Here is a 24,015-nt window from a genome sequence, read left to right as displayed (position 1 = left end):
TTGAATAAAACTAGTTTAGTTAAAATGAATACGATTAGAGTAAGCAATGTTGTAGGAAAGAAGAAAAATAGAACTCTTAGTATTTTACTGTTTATATTTTTTATTGGACTATTTTGTTTGATTATGCTTCCTTTTTACGCAATAACTTTAGCATCTTTTAAACCAGGTGAAAGTTTAATCCGTTATGGTTTAAATCTTAAATTTGATTTAAGCATAATGAGTTTTGACAATTTTAAGTTTCTTTTTACAGGAGAACATGATTATTTTCTTTGGTTTAAAAATAGCATGTTCATAACTATTATACAGGTAACTTTAACTTTATTTGTCAGTGCTTTTGTAGCCTATGGCTTTGCCGCATATGATTTTAAAGGAAAAAATTTTTTCTTTATTTGCGTACTTTTAATTATGATGGTGCCCTTTGAAATTTTACTTCTTCCTTTATATACATTAATTAATGATCTTGGTATGATGAACAGCTATAATGCAATTATTCTGCCTGGTATAGCCAATGCTGGTACCATATTTTTCTTCAGGCAGTATCTAAGGGGAATTCCAAAGGAGATTATTGCTGCAGGTAGAGTAGATGGAGCATCAGAATACGGTATTTTCTTCAGATTAATTTTACCAGTTATGAAACCTTCTTTTGCTGCTATGGCAATATTAAATGGCATGAACAGTTGGAATAGTTTGTTATGGCCGTTCATGGTATTGGGCGACCAGAATAAATTTACTCTTCCTATTGGTTTGAAGACACTTTTAACACCATATGGTAACAATTATGATTTACTGATTGTCGGATCCTTTTTTGCAATACTTCCAATATTTATATTGTTCATGTGTTTTCAGAAGTATTTTATTGACGGTATGACTGCCGGAGCTGTAAAGGGTTAATAAAAAGTAATTCAAGTTAGGCTTGGGAAATATATTTTGACCAAGCCTATAGCTTTATAATTATAATAATTATCTTTGCTTATCTTTCCATAATTTATTCAGCCTATCTTTTATCCTTGCTTCCATTCCGTTTTGAGTAGGTTTGTAGTAAATATTATTTTTATGGGAGTCTGGAAGGTACTGCTGCTCTATAAAGCCCCCAAAAGCATGTGGATAAAGATATCCAGTTCCATGTCCTAAGCTGGAGGCACCTTTATAATGAGCATCCATAAGATGAGGCGGTATACCAGAGTCTCTATGTTTTCTTACTTCTTCAAGGGCTGAATCAATAGCGTTATAAGATGCGTTTGATTTAGGAGCACAGGCAGCATAAATAGCAGCTTGAGAAAGGTTAATTCTGCATTCGGGCATTCCTATCATATGACAGGCTGTCATAGCGCTTGTAGCAACTACAAGAGCCATGGGGTCTGCGTTTCCAATATCCTCTGAAGCGAAAATAACAATTCTTCTTGCTATAAATACAGGATCTTCTCCTGCATCAAGCATCTTTGCAAGGTAAAAAACTGCTGCATCAGGATCGCTTCCTCTCATTGATTTAATAAAAGCACTTATTGTGTCATAATGATTATCTCCGTTTTTATCATATAAAGACATTTTTCTTTGAATACATTCTTTGGCATCTTCTACGGTTATGATAATTTTGTTGTTTATTTTTTTTGAGGTTTTTACTGCCATATCTAAAGCATTTAATGCTTTTCTAATATCACCATTGCTGTGAACAGCAAAGTAATTAAAAACTTCTTCTTCAATATCAATAGATAAATTGCCAAAGCCTTTTGGATTTTTAATTGCGTTTTTAAGTGCTTTTATTACATCGCTGTCAGTTAAGGCTTTGAGTTCAAATATCATTGAACGAGACAGCAAGGCATTATTAACTTCAAAATAAGGATTTTCTGTAGTAGCTCCGATTAAGATTATAACGCCTTTCTCAACAGAAGGCAGAAGCGAATCCTGCTGGGCTTTGCTGAATCTATGAACCTCATCTAAAAACAGTATGGTTTTTCTGCTGTAGAGTTTTAAGTTTGTTTCTGCTTCCTGTACTATCTTTTTTATATCTGAAGTTCCTGCAGTTACTGCACTAAGTTCTATGAAATTTGCTTTTGTCTGGCTGGCTATTATTCTTGCAAGGGTTGTTTTTCCAACACCTGGGGGGCCGTAAAATATAGCAGAAGATATATTATCTGTTACTATGGCTCTATAGAGCATTTTATCTTTAGCAAGCAGATGCTGCTGACCTATGTATTCTTCCAATGTTTCTGGTCGCACTCTTTCTGCTAAAGGCTTTAAATTAGTATTATTTTTCTGGTTAGCTATATCAAATAAATCCATATATTCACTTCCTGTGTTATTTATTAAATTTTGAGTTAATTATAACATATTTTATTAGTGATAGAAGAATAATAAACATATTGAATGTAAATCTAATACTATAACTATTGACAAAATTAAAATAAATTAATATTATAAATATATAAGAATATTGTTATATAGCGATATAATTTAAGGAGGTTAAATAATGTTTCAATTTATGTTAAAAAATTCAGTAAAATCAGTGGATGTTAATGAAATGGATAAATTAATAGGTAAAGTAGAATTAATAGATATAAGAGAACCTTACGAATATAAAGCTGGACATTTACCAACAGCTAAGAATATTACAATGGATACAATTTTAAAACAGCCTGAGAAATATCTTGATAAGTCAAAAGAATATCATATTATATGTCAATCTGGTTCAAGAAGTTCAAGGACTTGTAAAATTCTAAAAGAACATGGTTTTAATATAGTAAATGTAGCTGGTGGTACTGGAAGATATATAGGGAAATTAGAAAGATAAATTGAAGTTTAAAGCTAGAGGCAGAGCTAAATTTGTTTTTTTTGTCAGGCTCTGCCTCTAGAAAGGTTATATAGAAAAATGCCTTGAAGTAATTTCAAGGCATAATTTTTTTTACTTTACATAATTAAAAGGATTTACAGCAGTTCCGTTTTTTCTGATTTCAAAGTGACAGTGTGGTCCTGTGGAATTTCCAGTACTGCCTACTTCAGCAATATGAGTACCTTTAGAAACAACTTGTCCCTTTTTAACTAATAATTTTGAGTTATGAGCATAGTAACTTTGTAACCCATTTCCATGATTGATTATTATAAGATTTCCGTATCCGCTTTCCCAGCCGCTAAATGATACCGTACCATCCATAGATGCTAAAACATTAGTACCAACAGGTGCAGCAATATCAATTCCTTCATGCTGTCTGCCCCAACGTTCACCAAACAATGAAGTAATTTTTCCTCTAACAGGTAATGAGCCCTTCATAGTAGTATTTGCAGATATAGAGCCTCCACGATTTAAGGATGTATTTAAAGCTGTAATTTTATTGGTAGTTTTAGGAGTTATAGATTTAACTTCATCTACTCCTGGCATTATTATTTTCTGATCTAATTTTAACTTATCTGGAGATTCCAGTTTATTAACTTCAACAATTTTGTTAAAATCAATCTTATTCAACATAGCTAAATCCCAAAGAGTTTCTCCGTTTTTAATTTTATAAAGTACACCATCTATGGAAGGAAATTCTAAAACTTGTCCTTCTTTTAGCTGGGAATCAGCTTTTAGATTATTGGATTCAGCTATATTTTTTGCTTTTAGATTATATGTACTTGCTATGCTTTCTAAAGTATCACCTGATTTAACAGTATATGTAATGATATTAGCTTCGGCATCTTTATTTGAAGCGTTTTGAGTTTCTGCTACATTAGGGTCATTTATATCATTTATATTTGAAGCGTTTGAATTGTCTTGTTTAACATCAGTAACAGAGGCCTGTTCATTTTGTTTTGTCTGTTCAGATAATACTGAACTATTTACTGAAATTGTATCAGACTTTGTTGTAGTGCCAGTCATTATAGCAGTTGCAGTAAGAATAGCTGCTAAAATAGAAGCTGCACCAAAAATAAATATTCTTCTGTTTAACATAATATCCTCCTCTATAAGGCTTACGAGGTTAGTTGACGGGTTAGGCTATAGAGATACCTTCAAAAGATTCACCCCAAATGGTTTATCCCCCGTTCTACATATGTAGATTAAGCATATTAATTTACATTATAAATGATAGTTAATACTTATGTAAACAAAAAGTTATTACTTATACTTAATAATTTTTTAAAAAATTTTATCCATGATAAAAAATACATATATTTAATATTTTAAAATACTTTTTAAAATATTTTTAAAAACATATTGAAAAATAAAACAAGCTGTTGTAAAATAAAATCATGAGAAGTGAAAACAGTTTCATAATAACGAATATTAGGAGGATGGGAAAGATGGCTGAATATTTTCAAAATGTACCAGTAATAAAATATGAAGGAAAAGATTCTAAAAATCCTTTTGCATTTAAATACTATAATCCAGATGAGGTTATAGGCGGAAAAACAATGAGGGAACATCTTAAGTTCACAATGGCTTATTGGCATACTTTAGCTGCAAATGGTTCAGATCCATTTGGAGTAGGAACATATCAAAAGCCTTGGGATAATGAGACAGACCCAATGAAAATTGCTAAAGCTAAAATGGAAGCAGCTTTCGAGTTTATGAATAAGCTAGGAATTGATTATTTTGCATTCCATGACAGAGATATAGCTCCAGAAGGAAAGGATTTAGCTGAAACTAATGCATATCTTGATGAGATAGTTGCTTACTGCAAGGAGTTAATGCAGACTCATAACAAGAAGCTTCTTTGGGGAACAGCAAATGCTTTCTCAAATCCTAGATATGTACATGGTGCAGCTACTACTTGCAACGCTGATGTATTTGCTTATGCAGCAGCTCAAGTTAAGAAGGCTATGGAAGTTACAAAAGAGCTTGGTGGAGAAAACTATGTATTCTGGGGTGGAAGAGAAGGTTATGAGACTTTATTAAACACCGATTTAAAATTAGAGCAAGATAACTTAGCTAGATTCTTAAAAATGGCAGTAGATTATGCTCAAAAGATAGGTTTTACTGGGCAATTCTTAATAGAGCCAAAGCCAAAGGAACCAACAAAACACCAATATGACTTTGATGTAGCAACAGTTTTAGGTTTCTTAAGAAATTACGGATTAGATAAATATTTCAAGATGAATATTGAAGCAAATCATGCTACATTAGCAGGACATACTTTCCAGCACGAAGTTGCATTAGCTAGAATTAACGGAGTACTAGGAAGCCTTGATATCAATCAAGGAGATCCAAATTTAGGATGGGATACAGACCAATTCCCGACAAATATTTATGACGCTGCCCTTCTTATGTATGAAGTACTTAAAAACGGTGGAATTGGAAAGGGAGGTCTTAATTTTGATGCTAAGGTTAGAAGAGCTTCCTTTGAAGTAGAAGATTTATTCCTTGGCTATATAGCTGGTATGGATACTTTAGCTCACGGTTTAAGAATTGCTTACAAGATGCTTGAAGAAGGTGAATTCGAAAAGGCTGTAGCTGAAAGATACAAGAGCTTTACAGAAGGAATTGGTAAGGATATCGTTGAAGGTAAGGCAGATTTTGAATCCTTAGAAAAATACGCTTTAGCTAACAGTGTAATTAAAAATAAGTCTGGAAGACAAGAGCTTTTAGAAGCTAAATTAAATCAATATATATTTAACGAATAATAGTGTAAAATAATGTAGAGGCAGTAACTGTCTCTACATTATGTTTATAAGTGGTGATGAAATGGTAGCATTAGATCATAGTGATATAAAAACTAATAATAAAAAGAGAATAATAAATCTTTTATCAAAGGAACGAGAACTTACTAAGCTTGATATATCAAGAAAACTTGATATTAGTGTCCCAACGGTAACAACAATAGTAGGAGAACTTATAGAAGAAGGCATCGTAGAAGAAGCTGGGATGGCCACCTCTACAGGTGGAAGAAAGCCTGTTATCATAAGATTTTTACCTGATTCAAGATACAGCATTGGTATCGATTTAGGAAAAGATTATGTAAGAGCTGTTCTTACTGATTTAAACAGCAGAATAATTTCAGATAGAAAAAAGGAATTGACTGTTATTACGGAAAAAGAAGTTCTTAAAGTAGTGAAAGCATTAATAGAAGATTTAATAAATTCAAATATGAATGTAAAAACCAAGCTTTTAGGAATAGGCTTTTCTCTTCCAGGTACTGTGAATGAAAAGGAGCTTACTCTTGAGGTTGCAACGAATTTTAGACTTAAAAACATTTCTTTTAAAGAACTTTACTCTCATTTTAATGTGCCTATTTTTCTGGAAAATGAAGCTAATGCAGGAGCATTGGCAGAATCAAAGCTTGGAGTAGCAAGAGATTTAAATAATTTAATATATATTTCCATTACAGAGGGGATAGGCGGAGGAATCTTTATTAACAATGATATGTATAAAGGCAGGGACAGAAGAGCAGGGGAAATTGGACATATGTGTATAGTTAAAAATGGAAGGCAGTGCAATTGCGGAAGAAAGGGCTGCTGGGAGACCTATGCTTCAAGCCGTGCATTAATAAAAGATTACAATGAGAAGACAAAGAATACGGTAAATAGCATAGATGAAATTATACAAAGATTTAATCTAAATGAAAAAAATGCAATTCAGGTAATTGATGAGTATGCAGATAATTTAGCAGAAGGTATACTAAGCCTTATTTTTATATTTAATCCAGACTATATTGTTATAGGAGGAGATATTAGTAAATTTTCAGATGTTTTTAATCATAAGCTTTCAAGTAAAATTTTTAAAAATAATGAATTTTACAAGGAAGGGGACGTAAAAATATTATTTTCAAGTCTTGGAAATGATTCAAATATATTAGGTGTATCGCTTATACCTATTTTAGATAGTTTTGGCTTCAGTAATATATAATATTTAATAAAGAAATTAGGGAGGATGGATTTGTATGAATTTTTTAGGAGTAGATTTAGGTACTTCCTCGGTTAAGATAGTTATCATGAATGATGCTGGACAAGTAATAGCGTCAATATCAAAGGATTATGATGTGAGTTATCCAAAGGTTAATTGGGCTGAGCAAAACCCAGAGGACTGGTGGAATGCTACAAGAGATGGAATTAGGGAATTAGTAAAATCTTCAAATGTGGACGGAGCAAGCATAAAAGGCATAGGCTTTAGCGGTCAGATGCATGGACTTGTACTTTTAGATAAAGAAGGTAATGTTTTAAGACCTGCTATACTTTGGTGCGATCAAAGAACACAAGAAGAGTGTAATTATCTAAATAATGAAATTGGCCAGGATAAAATATCACTTTATACAGGAAATATGGCATTAACAGGGTTCACTGCTCCAAAGCTGTTATGGGTAAAAAAACATGAAAAAGAAATTTTTGATAAAATAGCTCATATACTTTTGCCAAAGGATTACATCAGATATAAATTAACGAGAGAATTTGCTACAGATGTATCTGATGCTTCTGGAATGCTGATGCTTGATGTAAAAGAAAGAAAATGGTCAAAAGAGATGCTAGACATACTTCAAATAAATGAAGAGGTGCTTCCTAAAGTATATGAATCCTGGGAAGTTACAGGAAAACTTACTAAAGAGGTTGCAGAATATACTGGACTTACAGAGGAAACTGTAGTAGTTGGAGGTGCTGGAGACCAGGCAGCTGGTGCAGTAGGAACTGGTATAGTTAAAAGTGGTATTCTATCTGTTGCACTAGGAACTTCAGGGGTTGTTTTTGCAAGCAGCGACAATTATGAGGTAGATGAAGCAAACAGACTTCATTCCTTCTGTCATTCAAATGGAAAGTGGCATCAGATGGGGGTTATGCTTTCAGCAGCTTCCTGTTTAAAATGGTGGGTAGAAGATATAAATAAAGATGTCCAAAAAGATGCTTTTGAAAGTCTTTTAAAGGAAGCTTCCGAATCTCCTGCAGGCAGCAATGGGGTTGTATTTTTGCCATATTTAATGGGAGAGAGGACACCCTATAGCGATCCAGATGCAAAAGGAGTTTTCTTCGGTCTAAATATTACAACAAGCAGAGCAGATATGACAAGAGCAGTGCTTGAAGGAGTATGCTTTGGTCTTAGAGATTCTCTTGAAATACTTAAGAGCTTAAATGTTCCTGTAGAAGCAGTTAGAGTAAGCGGAGGAGGAGCAAAGAGTCCGCTCTGGAGACAGATTCTATCTGATATATTTGGAGTAAGGGTTCAGGTTATAAGTTCTAAGGAAGGTCCTGCATATGGTGCTGCTATTTTAGCGGCAGTAGGCTGTGGATTGTATAAAACTGTAGATGAAGCCTGCGAAAAGCTTATAAAGGTTACAGCTTCAGTAGATCCTATTCCAGAGAACGTAGAAAAATATAATAATATATATAGAGTATACAATAGTTTGTATCCAATATTAAAAGAATCCTTTAAGGAAATAAACAAGCTGCAATAATTTAAAGGCCTAAAGTTTTCAATACTTTAGGTCTTTAAATTATTTTGTAACAACCTCTTGAAAATTATTTTAAAGAAGATTATACTACAGATATACCCCCCTCTCATGGTGGGGGTGGAAGGAGGATATAAATGAATGAGGAAAAAACTAAAGCTTTAATGTCTCTTAAAACTTCTAAAGGGCAGATTGAAGGAATAATAAAGATGATTGAAGAGGGTAGATACTGTGTTGATATATCAAATCAAATAATAGCAGCACAGGCTTTACTTAAAAAGGCAAATATGCTGATATTAAAGCAGCATATACTTCATTGTGTGAAAGATGCGGTAAAGAATGACAAAGGCGATGAAAAAATAGATGAGATAATAGATATTTTAGAAAAGATTATTCAAAAATAGACGTAAAAGAGGAGGGTGAGTTTTGAAAAAGAGTCTTAAGATAGAAGGGATGACTTGTGCTGCATGCGCAAAAACAGTCGAAAGAGTTACTAGAAAACTTGATGGTGTTACAGAGTCTAATGTGAATTTTGCAACGGAAAAGTTAAATATCAGCTATGATTCTTCAAAAGTTAAAGTTTCAGATATAAGGAAAGCAATAGAAAAAGCTGGATATAAAGCTGTAGAAGAAACTACAGTAGATAGAGATAAAGAAAAAAAAGAAAAAGAAATAAAGTATTTATGGAAAAAGTTTATTATATCAGCAATTTTTACAGTTCCGCTGCTTGTTATAACTATGGGACATATGTTTTTTGAGTCTGCAGGGTTTCACTTACCTGATATTATAGACCCTATGAAAAAGCCTGTAAATTTTGGGATGATACAATTAATATTAGTTATACCTGTAATGATAGCAGGTCACAGGTTTTTTACTGTAGGATTTAAGTCAATATTTAAGGGTAGTCCTAATATGGATTCTTTAATAGCTATAGGAACTTCTGCAGCTTTTTTGTATGGAATATTTGCTATAGTTCAGATATATGGTGGAAACATAGACTATGCCTATGATTTATATTTTGAATCAGCAGGTGTAATCATTACACTTATATTGCTTGGAAAATATCTGGAAGCAGTTGCAAAAGGAAAAACTTCTGAGGCAATTAAAAAACTTATGGGACTTGCTCCTAAGACAGCAATAGTTGTAAGAGATAGCAAAGAAGTAGAAATTTCTATAGAAGAAGTTGAAGCAGGGGATATAATCATAGTTAAACCAGGAGAAAAGATGCCTGTAGACGGTGAAGTTATTGAAGGTATGACTTTCGTTGATGAATCAATGCTTACAGGAGAGAGTATACCTGTAGAAAAAACTATAGGTGATAAGATAATAGGTGCAAGTATAAATAAAAATGGTACAATAAAATATAAAGCTACAAAAGTTGGTAAAGACACAGTACTGGCTCAAATAATTAAGCTTGTTGAAGATGCGCAAGGTTCTAAAGCTCCAATTGCTAAAATGGCAGATATTATTTCAGGTTACTTTGTTCCAGTAGTTATTACAATTGCAATTTTTTCTGCAGCTGCATGGTATTGGTTTGGTGGAGAAACATTAGTATTTGCTTTAACGATATTTATATCAGTTCTTGTTATCGCCTGTCCATGTGCATTAGGCTTAGCAACACCTACAGCAATTATGGTTGGTACTGGCAAGGGTGCAGAATATGGTGTTTTGATAAAAAGCGGTGCGGCACTTGAAATTGCTCATAAAGTAAAGACAATAGTATTTGATAAAACAGGAACAATAACAGAAGGAAAGCCAAAGGTGACTGATATAATAGTTACAGATGCTATAACAAAAGATGAATTGCTGCAATTAGCTGCATCAGCAGAAAAGGGTTCAGAGCACCCCCTTGGAGAAGCAATAGTAAAAAGTGCTGAAGAAAAAGGTTTAGAGTTTAAAAAGCTTGATTTCTTTAAAGCCATACCTGGTTACGGAATTGAAGTTAAGATAGATGAAAAAACTATACTTTTAGGAAATCGAAAGCTTATGCTAGAGAGCAATATTTCATTGGAAAATCTTGAGGAAACCTCACACAAGCTTGCTGAAGAAGGAAAGACACCTATGTATGCTGCAATTGATGGTAAAATAGCAGGTATAGTAGCTGTTGCAGATACTGTTAAAGAAAGCAGTAAGAAAGCAATAGAACAGCTTCATAAAATGGGCATAGAAGTTGCTATGATTACTGGTGACAATAAGAGAACTGCAGAAGCAATAGCTAAGCAGGTAGGAATAGATAGAATTCTGGCAGAAGTTCTTCCTCAGGATAAGGCAAATGAAGTTAAGAAGCTTCAATCAGAAGGCAGGAAGGTTGCTATGGTTGGAGACGGTATAAATGATGCTCCAGCACTTGCACAAGCAGACATAGGAATTGCTATTGGTTCGGGTACAGATGTTGCTATGGAATCAGCAGATATAGTTCTTATGAGAAGTGACCTTATGGATGTATCAACTGCAATTCAGTTAAGTAAAAAAACAATTGCAAATATAAAACAGAATCTTTTCTGGGCCTTTGGTTACAATACTTTAGGTATACCTGTAGCAATGGGAATACTTTATATTTTTGGCGGACCACTGTTAAATCCGATAATTGCAGCTGCTGCTATGAGCTTTAGTTCAGTATCAGTATTATTAAATGCATTAAGATTAAAAGGGTTTAAGCCAGCAAAATAAAAGATGCTGGATAAAAATATAGCTTAATATCTAGTTTTTAATTATAAAAACAATTATTAAATGGAGGTACTATGAAATGAAAAAGAAAATATTAGTTGAAGGAATGAGCTGCGGTCACTGCGTTAATCATGTTAAGGAGGCATTAAGCGAGCTTAGCGGGGTAACAAGCGTAGATGTAAACTTGAAAGCTAAAACAGCAATAATTGAGGCAGAAGCAGATATTGAAGATAAGGATATTAAGTCTGCTATAGAAGATGCAGGCTATGAAGTAGTTTCAATAGAAATATTATAATAAAAAGGGAGCATTGATTAAATTAATATAATCAATGCTCTGTTTTTAATTAAGCTATCACAACAGTTCTTACTTTTCTCCCGGCCAAAGGAACAGGTATATAGGCTGTACGAATAACAACATCTAAAGCTACCTGGTGAGTTCCTTTAGATAAGCCGCCTTCCTTTATGACACGGACTGTTAGAGGTTCGCCATACTCCCATTTGTAAGTTGTAACAGTTTCCATTTCATCTAAAGTAAACCAGTCTACTTCATCAACTGAGCATAAAATATTTTCACGTGGAACTTTTACTCCATCTACTTCAACTCCAATATCATTTACCATGGATAGAGGAATGCCTCTATAGTAAGTAATATTAGTTTTTAATTCAAAACCAATAATTTGACCTGCTTGTACTACATTTTTACAGCTGTTCTCAAGAAAAACATTGTTATCAAACATATTACTAATCCTCCTATCCTTGAATTTCTTTAAGAGCTTCTCTAATCAATTTCTGATGTGCTATGACCTGCTCTTTTTCTACCATTGGATTACCAGGAAGAACCCAGCGGTTTCCTTCATATTCTGTAGATACATAGCCGTCATAGCCCTTATCATGAAGATATTGAAGAATTCCTCTGTAGTCTATAGAATATTCTTCTCCGCTTTCTGTCATTTCAAATAATTTAAAGTGAAAATGTTTAATATATGGCATATATTCATCTAAAACGCTGTAAGGTTCATTTTCGTATCCATCAGCAAAATGAGCAAAAAATTGATCAGCATCAGATTTTATTAGTTTCTTCAAATCCTCTGGGAATCCATTATTCTCAATATATACTTTTCTTGGATCTCTTCCTTCCTCAAATATTTTATTGATATAATCAATAACCTCCTGATTTGTTCCTAAAACATTTTTGCAGTAATTAGCCATTACTCTTGGCAGTCTGCGGCAGAAGATTCCTGTGTCAACAACAAGGCCCACATAAGGAGAGTTTACTCTCTTCATTTCAGCTATGAAATCCTGAGTTTTCTTAACATCAAAACTTAAACCAGCATGTATTTCTAATGCTATAGTAACATCGTACTTTTCGCAATAAGGTAGTAATGGCTCGATTACAAAATCAGGTACCATTGAAACTAATCTTATTAATTTCATTCCTAATCTATTTGCAAGCTTAATTTCTTCAATTAACAAATCTACACATTCTCTTTTAGTTAATTCTCTGTTTTTATATAAATTTGTATTTAGGAAAACATCTGCAATAACAGGCTTCATTTTGTAGGTGCTTACCAGTCTGTCCCACTCTGCTAGAGTTTCCTCTGAAGGATGAGGTGCATTATGCATCATCTGATCTGGTAAAAACTCAATTCCTTCAACTGAATTATCTGCTAAAAATTTAAAAATATCTTCAAGAGTCATACGTTTATTTAAATATTCATCCTGCAAACTGTATAAACTTACACATGTTTTAATTTTGCTCATTAAAAAATCTCCTTTCACTATATTATGATAAAAGAATATCATTTTATTTTTTGCCTTACTAATGATTATTTGCTGTAATCATTATGTTTTTTTGCAGTAAAAAATATATTTTTAATTTTTAAAGTTTGTTTAGATTAAAAATTCAATCTTAATTTTTGTCATAATTTAAATGCTTTTATAAATTGAAAGGTTAATGTTATGTAATGAAGTTAAGCTTTTATATTGTCAAGATAATTAAAAAAATGATAAACTGTAAAATAAGTAATTAATATAATTACTATAACTTAAGCTAAGGGGTTGGGAATAAGTGCTGAAAGTTATAATAGCTGATGATGAAAGAAGAGTCTGCAACTTAATTTTGAATATTGTTCCCTGGGCAGAATTAGGATATAACGTGATTGCAACCGTAAACAACGGATTAGATGCCTTTAATATGATATGTGAGCATAAGCCGGATGTTGTAATTACGGATGCACGTATGCCGGGCTATGATGGTATTGAACTTATAAAACATACTAGAGAAAACAATCTAAACCCTGTATTTATTATAATAAGTGGATATAAATATTTTGAATATGCCTATAATGCGCTTCAATATGGTGTAGAATATTATCTCTTAAAGCCAATTAATAAAACAGAACTTTGTGATGCACTGACAAAAATAAGAAAAAGTAAGATGGAGCAGATTGAAAAATTAAACGATAACAGTAATATTCTTAATCAAATAGCAATGACTAAGGAAACTATGAGGCGTCATTTTATTAAAAATCATATTTTTGATGGAAGAAATTTTAAAACGTCAAGTATTGAATCCCTTGAGGAAATAAACCGTGAATATCAGATGGTTTTTAAAGAAGGTTACTATCAAGCTATTTATATTAAAATCGATACAATCATGCAGAACCAGACTAATAACCAAGTGGTTTTAGATTTAGTTTCTGCCAAAGTTAGTAATAGCCTAGAAGCATGCTGCACCGAATACGTTTATGCAGTTGCTAAATCTGGAGTGATAGCTCTTGTAAATTACTCAATAGAAGATAAACAAAAGTTTGAAGCTGCTATTGAAAAATTAAATGAAAATTTAAAAGATATAGTAGATAAATTTAATTGTTTTAAAGTTACTATTGGTCTTAGTATTGCTGAAACAGATTTTAATAATATTCCAGATTGTATTAAAGCAGCTGTAGAAGCTGTAAAATATAGAATTATTCTTTTAAATAAAGAAATTATAGACTATAACAAACATAAATTTAAAAAACTTAATATTAAGCACATATTAACTGCTGAAAGAAAAGAGCAGTTAAAAAGTTATTTTGAATCTAATGAACAGGATAACTGCAGGAGGCTTATTGATACTTGTATTAGTGAGATTTATAGTGAGAAAGATTATAATCCCTCTGCACTGTATGAGCTTTATGAAGTTATTGGTGAAACTTTACTGCAATACGTAAACGATGTCGGGGTAAATAAAGCTCCTTATGAGGATATTCAAAAAAAATATGATGATTTTATAGATAATGCTTATAGTGAAGAAACTTTTATAGAAACACTTCACAGTTTTATTATGAGTGCTTTATCATGCATTTATAATGAAAAAGAGTTTCAGGATACAAAGCCTATACGTATGGCAAAGCAATATATACAAGAACATTTTGCTGAAGACATAAGTTTAGAAATAGTAGCTAGGGAAATTCATTTAAGCAGCTCATATTTAAGTACTATTTTTCGAAAAGAAACCGGCTTGAATTTTTCGGAGTATCTAATTAATTGCAGAATAGAAGAAGCTAAAAAGCTCTTAAAGAAAACAAATAAAAGTATGGCTGAGATATCTGAAAAAATAGGTTATAGCGATGTAAAATACTTCAGTAAACTTTTTAACAAAAAAGTAGGCTTAAAACCATCGGAATATAGAAAGCTGTATTCCTAGGAGGCGTAAAGATTAATAATCTTTACGTGCTTTAAAAGAATACAGGAGGGTTGTATGAAGAATAAGAAAAAAAGAAAAAAATTTTTTAAAAAGGCACTTATAATTAATGTTTCTGTAATATTTTCAAGCATTATTTTAACTTTGCTTGTTAATGTACTTAATATATATACAGCAAAAAAATCTGTTATTGTTACTGCAGTAGTTATTGAAATTATTGTATTGATATTTATGGCACAGCATTTTATAAGATATATATATATACCAATTATGAATATTGATTCAGCTTTGCAGTTTTTAGAAGAAACACAGGATGAGCTATCCTTTAATTTACAGGATGATACTGCTTCTATTACTTATACTTTAAACAGAATGATTACTCTGCTTAAAGAAAGCATGGAAAGAGAACATGCTCTTGAAATTCTTCGAAAGCAGGCTGAAATATCAAAGCTGCAAAGTCAGATTAACCCTCACTTTTTATACAATACTCTGGAGGCAATACGAGGTGAAGCAATAATTCAAAAAAACCATGAAATTGCTGAAATGACAGAGGCACTAGCTAATTATTTTAGATACAGCATTAGTAAAAAAGGAGACTTTGTTACACTGAGTGATGAGCTTAGAAATGTAGAAAATTATATTACTATTCAAAAATATAGATTTGATAATCGTATATCCTTCAGGATTGAATATCATTCAGAGGAATCTTCAGTTAGGCATTGTTTAATGCCTAAATTAACCCTTCAGCCTATTATTGAGAATTCAATATACCATGGTTTAGAAACAAAGATTGGCAGCGGCGAAGTAGTAATTCATATTACTGCTACGGAAAAGCGTCTTATTATTACTGTAAGTGACAATGGAGTCGGCATTGACAGCGAAACTTTAGAAAAAATAAATGAAAGATTAAACAGTGATAAGATTACAGTTGATGAAAAAGAAAAAAAGAATAACCTAGGAATTGCAATTACAAATATTAATCAAAGGTTGAAACTGCTGTGGGGGAGTGAATATGGGATAACTATCTCAAGTACTCTTAATTTAGGAACAGAGGTAGAGGTAACCCTTCCGCTTATAAATGACTATAGCTTGATAAAGGGTGATAAGGTATGAAAAAGGAAGTATTGCGCTTAGAACATGTTTACAAGGATATACAAGGTTACAGGGTACTGGATGATTTCAAGCTTAATATATTTAAAGGCGAAATAGTAAGTTTAGTAGGTTTATCAGGCTGCGGAAAGACAGAACTAGGAGAAATTTTAGGAAGTAACTACAGCTTTGATAAAGGAAGAATTTTATTTGATGAAAAACCTTATAAAATTGATAGAAAAATTCCAACTGAAAAGTTAGGAATTTTCTCGCTTTATAATCGAAATATTTTAGTTCCTCAATTGTCAGTTGCTGAAAATATATTTATAATTTGGAAAAATAATTATAGCTATATATCCTTCAGTAAGAAAAAAGTAATAAATCAGACAAAACTTTTAATGGAAGAATTTAATTTAAATATAAAACCTGATAAAACAGCTGAAGAACTGTCTATAGCAGAGCAGCAGGCTGTAAAACTTATTAAGGCTTATGTTAAGCAGGCTAAGCTCGTTGTAGCAAATGATATTGCAAGTTCGTATACAATAGATGAAATGAATATGATTATTCATATTTTAAAAAAATTAAAACGGTCTGATATATCAACGCTATGGATTTCAACTGATTTAGATGAGGTTACGAAGATTTCTGACAGAGTTGTAGTAATGAGGGAAGGAAAAAATGTGAAGACAGTTTATCCACAAGAGTATAATAAGGATTTTTTAATGGATATCGTTGTTGGGAGAGAATTTTCTAAGACAAGAGAAAGACACTCTCATACTCAAGATACAGCAGTTTTATCACTTAAAAATATTCATACTAAATATGTACATGGATTAAGTCTAAATGTTAATAAAGGAGAAATTGTCGGTGTATTAGATATAGAAAATAAAGCTAAAAGAGATTTGGAAAAATTATTAATAGGAGAAGGCTCTAGAACGCAAGGGCATATGTATTTGAATGATAAAAAATATGAGCCTAAAAATCTTCAGCACGCTTTAAGGCATGGAGTTGGCTATGTTAGAGGAGACTTACTTGAAGATTCTATATTTTCAAAGATGAGTATACTAGATAATATTATCCTGCCAGTTATTAAAAAAACAAGCCGTTTTAAGTTTTTAGTTAATACAAAGATAGAGCGTTTTGTTAAGAAGGAATGTTTAAATATAGTTAAAACTTCACAAAGCGAGGTCAACAATTCTCCATCTTCAGTGGATTCAACCTTAAAGCATCAAATAGTTTATAATAGATGGCTGTTATTTAATCCTAAAGTACTAATTTGTGTAGAACCCTTTGTAAGAGCTGATGTACTTTTAAAGCTGGAGCTGACAGAAGCTTATGAAGAACTTGCGAAAAACGAAATAGGAATGCTTTTATTCTCAGTTAATCTAAAAGATTTAACATTAATATGTGATAGAATAATAATTTTAAAAAATGGTAAAGCTGCTTATGAAATTGAAAAAAGAAATTTCAAAACTTTTGCCAAGGATAAAATATTCATCTAAATGAAAATAATTTCAGAAAACGTTAAAACATCAAAAAAGAAGCCACCTTTTTGAAAAATAGTCCCATTGTTAAAATGTTATGAAAACCTTACAATAAGCTTGTACCTAAAACGTAGGTGGCATAAGGATTGATAATCTTTATGTCCTATAGAAACATAAGGGGGAATAAAAAATATGAAAAAATTTCTAAGTGTATTAATTGCATCATTAATGCTTACAGGAGTATTAGCAGGATGCGGACAAAAAACAAATACTGCTCCAGCTAATAGCTCTTCAGGCACATCTACTCAAGCAGCTGCTAAAAAAGAGCCAAAGGATACTTTAATTGCTTTAGCAATCTCAACTACTCAAAATGATTTTATGGCAATGGTTGAAAAGCAATTAGGCGATAGATTTAAGGCTGCAGGATATAAGTTTGAATCTGCTTCAGCAGATGGGAATTCACAGAAACAAATAGAACAAATAGAAAACTTTATAACTATGGGTGCATCAGAAATAATAGTTATGGCTGTTGAAAATACAAGCGTAACAGATGTTTGTAAAAAAGCTATGGAAAAAGGCGTAAAGATTTATGCTTTTACTACTAATACAGGTTCATATGACGCTTTCATGGGAAGCGATGAAAGTAAAGTAGGTGAATCAATTGCAAATCTTGCATCAAAATGGGTTGATAAAGCATTTGCAAGTGCAGGTGATAAAACAGTTAATGCTGTTATATTCTCTTACAGCGGAAACCCAGATGCAGCAGCACGTTCAAAGGCTTTAGCAAGTATAGCTGAAAAGAACAAGAAAGTTAAAATCACTAAAACAGTTGAGCTTGGAGACAATAATACAGATACAGCATTAAAAGCAACTGAGAATTTAATGCAGACAAATCCAGAGACAAATGTAATATTATGCTATAACGGATCAATGGCTATAGGAGTTAACTCCTATGCAATGAGTCCAAACTCACTTATAAAAGATAAATCAAAATTTGGAGTTTTTGGTTCAGAGTTAACAACAGAAGTTACAAAAGCTATTGAAGATTCAAAAGATAATAAGTCAGTATTACGTGGAACTGCACAGTTAGGCGGAGATATTATGGCTGCTTTTGATAATATAGTAAGTAATTCAATTAAAATGCTTAATGGTGAGCAATATCAAAAAGACGATTTTGCAAAAATCGATGAAATTGATGTAGACAATATTGCAAGCTTTAAACATTAATCAATAAATATAATACTCAGATTAAGTGTTTCAGTTAATAATACTGAAACACTTAATCTAATAGAAAGAAGGTAGGCGTTATGGGCAAAGAAGTAGCTTTATCACTTAATAATATAACAAAAAGGTATCCAGGTGTTGTTGCTATTGATAATTTATCAATGTCTTTCTATAAAGGTGAAGTACATGCTCTAGTAGGAGAAAATGGTGCTGGCAAGTCTACATTAATTAAAACTATAAGCGGGGCAGTTGTTCCAGATGAAGGGTATATTGAAGTAGACGGTATGAAATATGAAAAAATGACACCAAAAGTTTCAAGACAGCATGGGGTAGAGGTTATATATCAGGAATTTAATCTTATTCCTGGACTTACAGTAGCTGAAAATATATGTTTTGGAGAAGTGACAGGAAAATTAGTTGATTTTAAAGTGCTTAGAAAAAAAGCTTTGGATGTTTTTGAAACAATGAATATAAGCATTGACCCAGATAAGCTTGTAAGCGAACTGCCAACAGCACAGCAGCAGCTTGTTGAAATAGCAAAAGCAATTTCAAAAAATGCAAAACTTATCGTTATGGATGAACCTACTGCACCACTTACAGTGAATGAAGTAGAGAGTCTTTTTAAGATAATAGAGAATTTAAAAAGCAGAGGGATAACAATAGTTTATATCTCACACCGTATGGAAGAGATTTTCAGTATTTCAGACAGAGTAAGTATCATGCGTGACGGAAAATATATTGATACAAAGATTACATCAGAAACAAATAGAAAAGAACTTATTCAGCTTATGGTTGGAAGAGAGCTTGCAGAAAGTTATCCAAAAAGAAGCAGAATTACAAATGAAAAGGCTTTGGAAGTAAAAAATTTATCTGGTAACGGAGATAAAGATATAAGTTTTTATGTTAATAAGGGTGAAATTCTTGGATTTGCCGGTTTGGTAGGGGCTGGACGTACAGAGCTTGCCAGAATGATTTTTGGAGCGGATAAGCTTGAAACCGGTGAAATTTTAATAGATGGTAAAAAGGTTAATGTACGTTCTCCAAAAGAGGCTATTGAACTTGGTATAGGACTAATCCCGGAAGATAGAAAGCAGCAGGGGGCTTTTTTAACTAAGGGTATTGATTGGAATATATGTATATCAAATATAAGAAAGTTGTGCAAAAATGGAGTTGTTGATGAAAAAGCAGCAGAAAATCAGGCTAAGAAATATATAAGTGAATTAGCTATTAAGACTCCATATATAGATCAATTAGTTATGAATTTATCTGGAGGAAACCAGCAAAAAGTTGTTCTTGCTAAGGTTTTGGCTACAGATTCGAATATAATAATTTTTGATGAACCGACAAGAGGTATAGATGTTGGTGCAAAGCATGAAATTTATGAATTAATGAATAGGCTGGCTAATGAAGGAAAAGCAATTATTATGATTAGTTCAGATATGGAAGAACTTCTAGGAATGTCAGATAGAATCATAGTTTTAAGTGAAGGAAAAATTGCAGGGGAAGTACAAAAGGAACAGTTTGATCAGAATTATATACTTGAACTGGCTTCTGGACAATAAAGAAGGAGATGAAATAAAAAATGAGTGGAAAAGGACAAGTTGTTACAACTGGAAAAACAATGGCATCAGAAAAATCAACTGGATTATTTTTTAGAATATTAAAAAAATATTATCTCATATGTGTGTTAATTCTTGCAATTGCAGTATTTGGAGTGGCATCAGATAAATTTTTAACTGTGTCAAACCTTACAAATGTATTTGTGCAGAATGCTTATGTTATAGTGGCTACAATTGGTATTTCACTAATAATGATTGCAGGTGGTGCAGACCTTTCTGTTTCCTACCAAATATCATTAGTGTCAATAGTAACATGTATATTAATGCTGCAGGTTCAGCTGCCAGTTTGGCTCTGTGTTTTACTAGGTATAGTAACAGGTGCTCTTTTAGGATTTATAAATGGTTATTTTTCAAACATATTAAATGTTCATACAATGGTTGTTACATTAGGTACTATGACAATTTATCAGGGTATAGCTTATTTAATATCTAATTCTAAGTCTTATTTTAATCTTCCAATCAGCTTTAAAGCTATTGGACAGCGGTATGTTTTCGGAATACCAATTTGTGTTATCATAATGGTTGTTATGGTACTAATTGCAAGCTTTATACTTAATAAGACTTATTTTGGAAGATATATATATGCAGTGGGTGGTAACAAAGAAGCTGCAAGACTTGCAGGTATAAATATCGAATTCATATCTGTTGCTGCCTTTATGATAGCAGGTATGTTTATAGCTGTTGCAGGTATAATATTAACTGCAAGAACAGGAAGTGCAAATGCAGGTATGGGAGGAGATGCAGTATTTACCTGTATAACAGGAGCAGTACTTGGAGGAATAAGCTTTGCCGGCGGTGAAGGCAAGATATCCAATGTAGTTGTAGCAGTTTTAATACTTGGAGTACTAGCAAACGGAATGCAGCTTGTTGGAATGGGTATCTATCCGCAATATGTTGCAAAAGGTATAATACTTCTTGCAGCTATCGGTTATGACACATACCAGAAACAGATTAAAGTAAAGAAGGCACAGAAAGCTGCTTAGCAATAAAACAATAACATGAATTCTTATATTCTTAGATTAATTGAATACAAATAGCAAAGGAACAGGTTAAAATACTATGTGAATTTTAGCCTGTTCTTTTTATCAATAAAGATGCTTACTTATATAGTTATAATTAAACGGTGGATAAAAATCTAGTATTTTTTAAGATTTTTGTTTTTTTTAAATATAGATTTTATATTATAATTAAATATATAATATAATAAATAATCTAGATTTAATGAACTTATTTACTAAAGTTTAGAGGGGATATCATATGTTTGACAATAAAGATAAAAAAGATATGGTTTCTGGATTACCGCTTACAGTACATTTAAGCAATGTTATGAAAATACCTGCTAATATTCAGAAAAATATAGAATTTTTATTTGTTTTAAAGGGTGAGCTGAATACAGTAATAAATAATCAACATTACAAGTTAACTGAAGCTGATGTTGTATTGATTAATAATGGTGATATCTATGAAATCCAAGGTGTTAAAGAAAACTTAGTTTTATTTATGCAGGTTGATTATGAATTTTTTAGCCAGGCATCAAAAAAAGAACAGAGCTTGTATTTGTGTAATTCTTCTCTGAATAAAAATGAAAAATATGATACTATAAGAAAAATATTAGCTAAAATTATGTATGAATACTCAAATAGGGAAGATAATTATGAGCTGCAGATTATGTCCTTATTATATAGACTAATATATCTGTTAAATTTAAATTTTTTAATAGCTGATTCTCAGGAAAATTATTTAACAGATGTTCAAAATAATAAATACAATGAACGAATGAACAATATTCTGGTTTATATCAAACAAAATTATAATCAGCAGATTTCACTTCACGATGTTGCAAATTCACAATATTTGACACCGGAATATTTATCCAAATTTTTTAAAGCACAGATGGGTATAACGTTTTCTAAGTATTTAAATAGATTTCGTTTAGCACAGGCAGTAAAGGAATTAATAAGAACAGATCATTCTGTTACTAAAATTGCCATGAACAATGGATTTCCTAATTTAGTTGCTTTCAATAAAAGCTTTAAGGAAGAATATAATACTACACCTGCAGAGTATAGAAATCAAATCAGAAAAAAACAATCAGTTACTGAGGAGAGCGAAAACATATATTCAGAGATTATACAGGTTGAATATGAAAAGGCTGCTGAGCAGTTAACGAAATATGTTGCTGCTGATGAGGAGCTTAATAATAGGCTTCCACAGCAGGATTCAGTAATAAAAAGAGATATAATTGTAGACATAAATGCTGATAAGGCAGGACAAACTAATCATTCCTGGAAAAACCTTATAAACTTAGGATATGCACCTGATGGATTAAGGTCTGATATGCAGCAGCATTTAATTGATATACAAAGTACAATTAAATTTAAATATGCAAGATTTCAAGGTGTCTTTAGTGATGAAATGCTTATAGACGGTGAACAGCAGCAAGAGGAAGAATCAAATTATAATTTTAATAAAATAGATAAGCTTATTGATTTTTTATACAGCATAGGATTAAAGCCGTTTATTGAGTTAGGAAATAAAGCAAAAGTATTAAATATCGCATCTGATAAGATTATGTATTTTAAAAGTGCATCACGTAAACGAAGAACTGGTAAAGAATATTTAGATAGGCTGGAAAAATTTATTATACATTGTGTCAATCGATATGGTATAGGTGAGGTATCACAGTGGTACTTTGAAATTTGGAAGGAAGGAGAAAAGCAATATAGCTTCTGGGAAGGAAGTTTTGATAAATACATGGAAATCTTCCTGAATTATTATAGGGTTATAAAACAAATAGTTCCTAATGCAAAAGTTGGGGGACCAGGTTTAAATCCGGAAATGAATATAAAATGGGTTCCAAAGTTATTAGAACAATGGGAAAAAAGCGGAGTTATACCTGATTTCTTTTCTATATATTTATATCCTTATGATGTAATTGAGGATAAAAAAGCTAACTCAGATAGTAATTTGCCGCGATTACTTCCTTCAAGAGACAGGAACTATACTACAATGTACTTAAATGCAGTTCGTAAAATGTTAAAAACTTCAGGAATTGTTATTCCGGAAATACATGTTACTGAGTGGAACTGCAGTGTATCTCATCGACAGCCTGCTAATGATACAACTTTTAAAGGAGCATATATAGTAAAAAACATTGTTGATACTTTAGATGCTGCAAAAAGCTTTGGCTACTGGTTCTGTTCAGATATTTCCGGGGAATTAAAAGATTCCAAGACACTACTTTATGGAGATATGGGACTGATTAGTGCAAACGGCATTAGAAAACCGGGATTTTATGCTTATCAGATGTTAGCAAGCCTAGGTAGTACACTTATAAAAAAAGGTGATGGTTACATAATAACTAGTAAATCCTTATATAATTATGAAATAATAACTTATAACTACAAGCATTTTGATTATATGTACTGCTTAAATGAAGAAACTTCTGTAAGCTTGGATAAGTACTACAGTATTTTTGAAGACCAGCAAAATCTGCAGTTAAATATTATCCTAAAAGGAATAAGAACTGGACGTTATAGAATAAAAAAATATACATTAAACAGAGAACATGGAAGTATTTTTGATGAATGGTTGAAGATGAATGCCATTTATAATCTTAGAAAAGCTGAAATTGACTATTTAAAGCAAATTTGTGTGCCGCAGCAAACAATTTTCTATATTGAAAGTGCGGAGGAGTTAAAAATAGAGAGTCTTCTTGAACCACATGAAGTAAATTTATTTGAAATTACATTTGAATATAATTAATTGTTTAACAGGTTAAAATTTACATATTAAATTTTAACCTGTTTTTTGTTAATTATGGTTCAAATATGAGAATATATTAAGGTTTTAAATATAATTAGACAAAAGGAAGAATGCGTTTACATTAGAAGTTGATATAT

Annotated in this window: 19 protein-coding genes and 1 riboswitch; of the genes, 15 read left to right on the top strand and 4 right to left on the bottom strand. The window is 31.8% G+C overall.

The window, feature by feature from the left end; translation table 11 throughout:
• A complete protein-coding gene (locus M2651_RS03015; protein ID WP_350338282.1) occupies positions 1-891 on the top strand; it encodes a carbohydrate ABC transporter permease in 891 nt (296 codons plus the stop codon).
• Positions 892-960: 69 nt separating this feature from the next.
• On the opposite strand, the gene M2651_RS03010 is transcribed toward M2651_RS03015, so the two are convergent.
• Entirely contained in the window at positions 961-2,280 is a 1,320-nt protein-coding gene (locus M2651_RS03010; protein ID WP_252130854.1) for a replication-associated recombination protein A, read from the bottom strand.
• 187 nt (positions 2,281-2,467) lie between these two features.
• Here M2651_RS03010 and M2651_RS03005 point away from each other — a divergent pair, with 187 nt between their 5' ends.
• Positions 2,468-2,788, top strand: a complete 321-nt coding sequence (locus tag M2651_RS03005) for a rhodanese-like domain-containing protein (RefSeq protein ID WP_252130853.1) — start codon at positions 2,468-2,470, stop codon at positions 2,786-2,788.
• Between the two features lie 111 nt (positions 2,789-2,899).
• On the opposite strand, the gene M2651_RS03000 is transcribed toward M2651_RS03005, so the two are convergent.
• Positions 2,900-3,925, bottom strand: a complete 1,026-nt coding sequence (locus M2651_RS03000) for a peptidoglycan DD-metalloendopeptidase family protein (RefSeq protein WP_252130852.1) — start codon at positions 3,923-3,925, stop codon at positions 2,900-2,902.
• Positions 3,926-3,927: 2 nt separating this feature from the next.
• Positions 3,928-4,049, bottom strand: a riboswitch (cyclic di-AMP (ydaO/yuaA leader).
• Between the two features lie 226 nt (positions 4,050-4,275).
• On the opposite strand from M2651_RS03000, the gene xylA reads away from it, so the two are divergent.
• The 6 genes from xylA to M2651_RS02970 all read left to right on the top strand — a co-directional run bounded on the left by xylA (position 4,276) and on the right by M2651_RS02970 (position 11,307).
• Positions 4,276-5,595: a xylose isomerase gene (gene xylA / locus M2651_RS02995; RefSeq protein ID WP_252130851.1), complete on the top strand. Its 1,320-nt coding sequence runs from the start codon at positions 4,276-4,278 to the stop codon at positions 5,593-5,595.
• A 61-nt stretch (positions 5,596-5,656) separates the two neighbouring features.
• Complete coding sequence (locus M2651_RS02990; RefSeq protein ID WP_252130850.1) at positions 5,657-6,817, top strand: ROK family transcriptional regulator; 1,161 nt, start codon at positions 5,657-5,659, stop codon at positions 6,815-6,817.
• Between the two features lie 34 nt (positions 6,818-6,851).
• Complete coding sequence (xylB, locus tag M2651_RS02985; RefSeq protein WP_252130849.1) at positions 6,852-8,351, top strand: xylulokinase; 1,500 nt, start codon at positions 6,852-6,854, stop codon at positions 8,349-8,351.
• Between the two features lie 131 nt (positions 8,352-8,482).
• Positions 8,483-8,749: a metal-sensing transcriptional repressor gene (locus M2651_RS02980; protein ID WP_252130848.1), complete on the top strand. Its 267-nt coding sequence runs from the start codon at positions 8,483-8,485 to the stop codon at positions 8,747-8,749.
• Positions 8,750-8,771: 22 nt separating this feature from the next.
• Positions 8,772-11,015: a heavy metal translocating P-type ATPase gene (locus M2651_RS02975; protein WP_434062132.1), complete on the top strand. Its 2,244-nt coding sequence runs from the start codon at positions 8,772-8,774 to the stop codon at positions 11,013-11,015.
• 76 nt (positions 11,016-11,091) lie between these two features.
• Positions 11,092-11,307 carry a heavy-metal-associated domain-containing protein gene (locus M2651_RS02970; protein ID WP_252130847.1) on the top strand — a complete coding sequence of 72 codons (216 nt, stop codon included), beginning with the start codon at positions 11,092-11,094 and terminating at the stop codon, positions 11,305-11,307.
• A gap of 49 nt (positions 11,308-11,356) precedes the next feature.
• On the opposite strand, the gene M2651_RS02965 is transcribed toward M2651_RS02970, so the two are convergent.
• Together M2651_RS02965 and M2651_RS02960 are read right to left on the bottom strand one after the other, a co-directional pair.
• Positions 11,357-11,749, bottom strand: coding sequence for a C-glycoside deglycosidase beta subunit domain-containing protein (locus M2651_RS02965; protein WP_252130846.1), 393 nt, complete (start codon positions 11,747-11,749; stop codon positions 11,357-11,359).
• Positions 11,750-11,762: 13 nt separating this feature from the next.
• Complete coding sequence (locus M2651_RS02960; RefSeq protein ID WP_252130845.1) at positions 11,763-12,773, bottom strand: sugar phosphate isomerase/epimerase family protein; 1,011 nt, start codon at positions 12,771-12,773, stop codon at positions 11,763-11,765.
• Between the two features lie 307 nt (positions 12,774-13,080).
• Here M2651_RS02960 and M2651_RS02955 point away from each other — a divergent pair, with 307 nt between their 5' ends.
• The 7 genes from M2651_RS02955 (at position 13,081) to M2651_RS02925 (ending at position 23,878) form a co-directional block, all read left to right on the top strand.
• Positions 13,081-14,700, top strand: coding sequence for a response regulator transcription factor (locus M2651_RS02955; protein WP_252130844.1), 1,620 nt, complete (start codon positions 13,081-13,083; stop codon positions 14,698-14,700).
• A 54-nt stretch (positions 14,701-14,754) separates the two neighbouring features.
• On the top strand, positions 14,755-15,810 hold the full coding sequence (locus M2651_RS02950) for a sensor histidine kinase (protein WP_252130843.1): 1,056 nt from the start codon (positions 14,755-14,757) through the stop codon (positions 15,808-15,810).
• Positions 15,807-17,288, top strand: coding sequence for an ATP-binding cassette domain-containing protein (locus M2651_RS02945; RefSeq protein ID WP_252130842.1), 1,482 nt, complete (start codon positions 15,807-15,809; stop codon positions 17,286-17,288). Before M2651_RS02950 ends, M2651_RS02945 begins: the two co-directional genes overlap by 4 nt.
• Before the next feature lie 174 nt (positions 17,289-17,462).
• On the top strand, positions 17,463-18,497 hold the full coding sequence (locus M2651_RS02940; RefSeq protein ID WP_252130841.1) for a sugar ABC transporter substrate-binding protein: 1,035 nt from the start codon (positions 17,463-17,465) through the stop codon (positions 18,495-18,497).
• 80 nt (positions 18,498-18,577) lie between these two features.
• Positions 18,578-20,056, top strand: coding sequence for a sugar ABC transporter ATP-binding protein (locus M2651_RS02935; protein WP_252130840.1), 1,479 nt, complete (start codon positions 18,578-18,580; stop codon positions 20,054-20,056).
• 20 nt (positions 20,057-20,076) lie between these two features.
• Entirely contained in the window at positions 20,077-21,096 is a 1,020-nt protein-coding gene (locus M2651_RS02930) for an ABC transporter permease (protein ID WP_252130839.1), read from the top strand.
• A gap of 274 nt (positions 21,097-21,370) precedes the next feature.
• Positions 21,371-23,878 (top strand): GH39 family glycosyl hydrolase, encoded by a 2,508-nt coding sequence (locus M2651_RS02925; RefSeq protein ID WP_252130838.1) that lies wholly within the window; start codon positions 21,371-21,373, stop codon positions 23,876-23,878.
• Positions 23,879-24,015 lie beyond the last annotated feature (137 nt).

Source organism: Clostridium caldaquaticum, from assembly GCF_023806125.1.
Classification (GTDB): Bacteria; Bacillota; Clostridia; order Clostridiales; family Clostridiaceae; genus Clostridium_AT; species Clostridium_AT caldaquaticum.
Note: the sequence above shows the minus strand (reverse complement) of the source record. Positions and strands in the feature narration are given on the sequence as shown.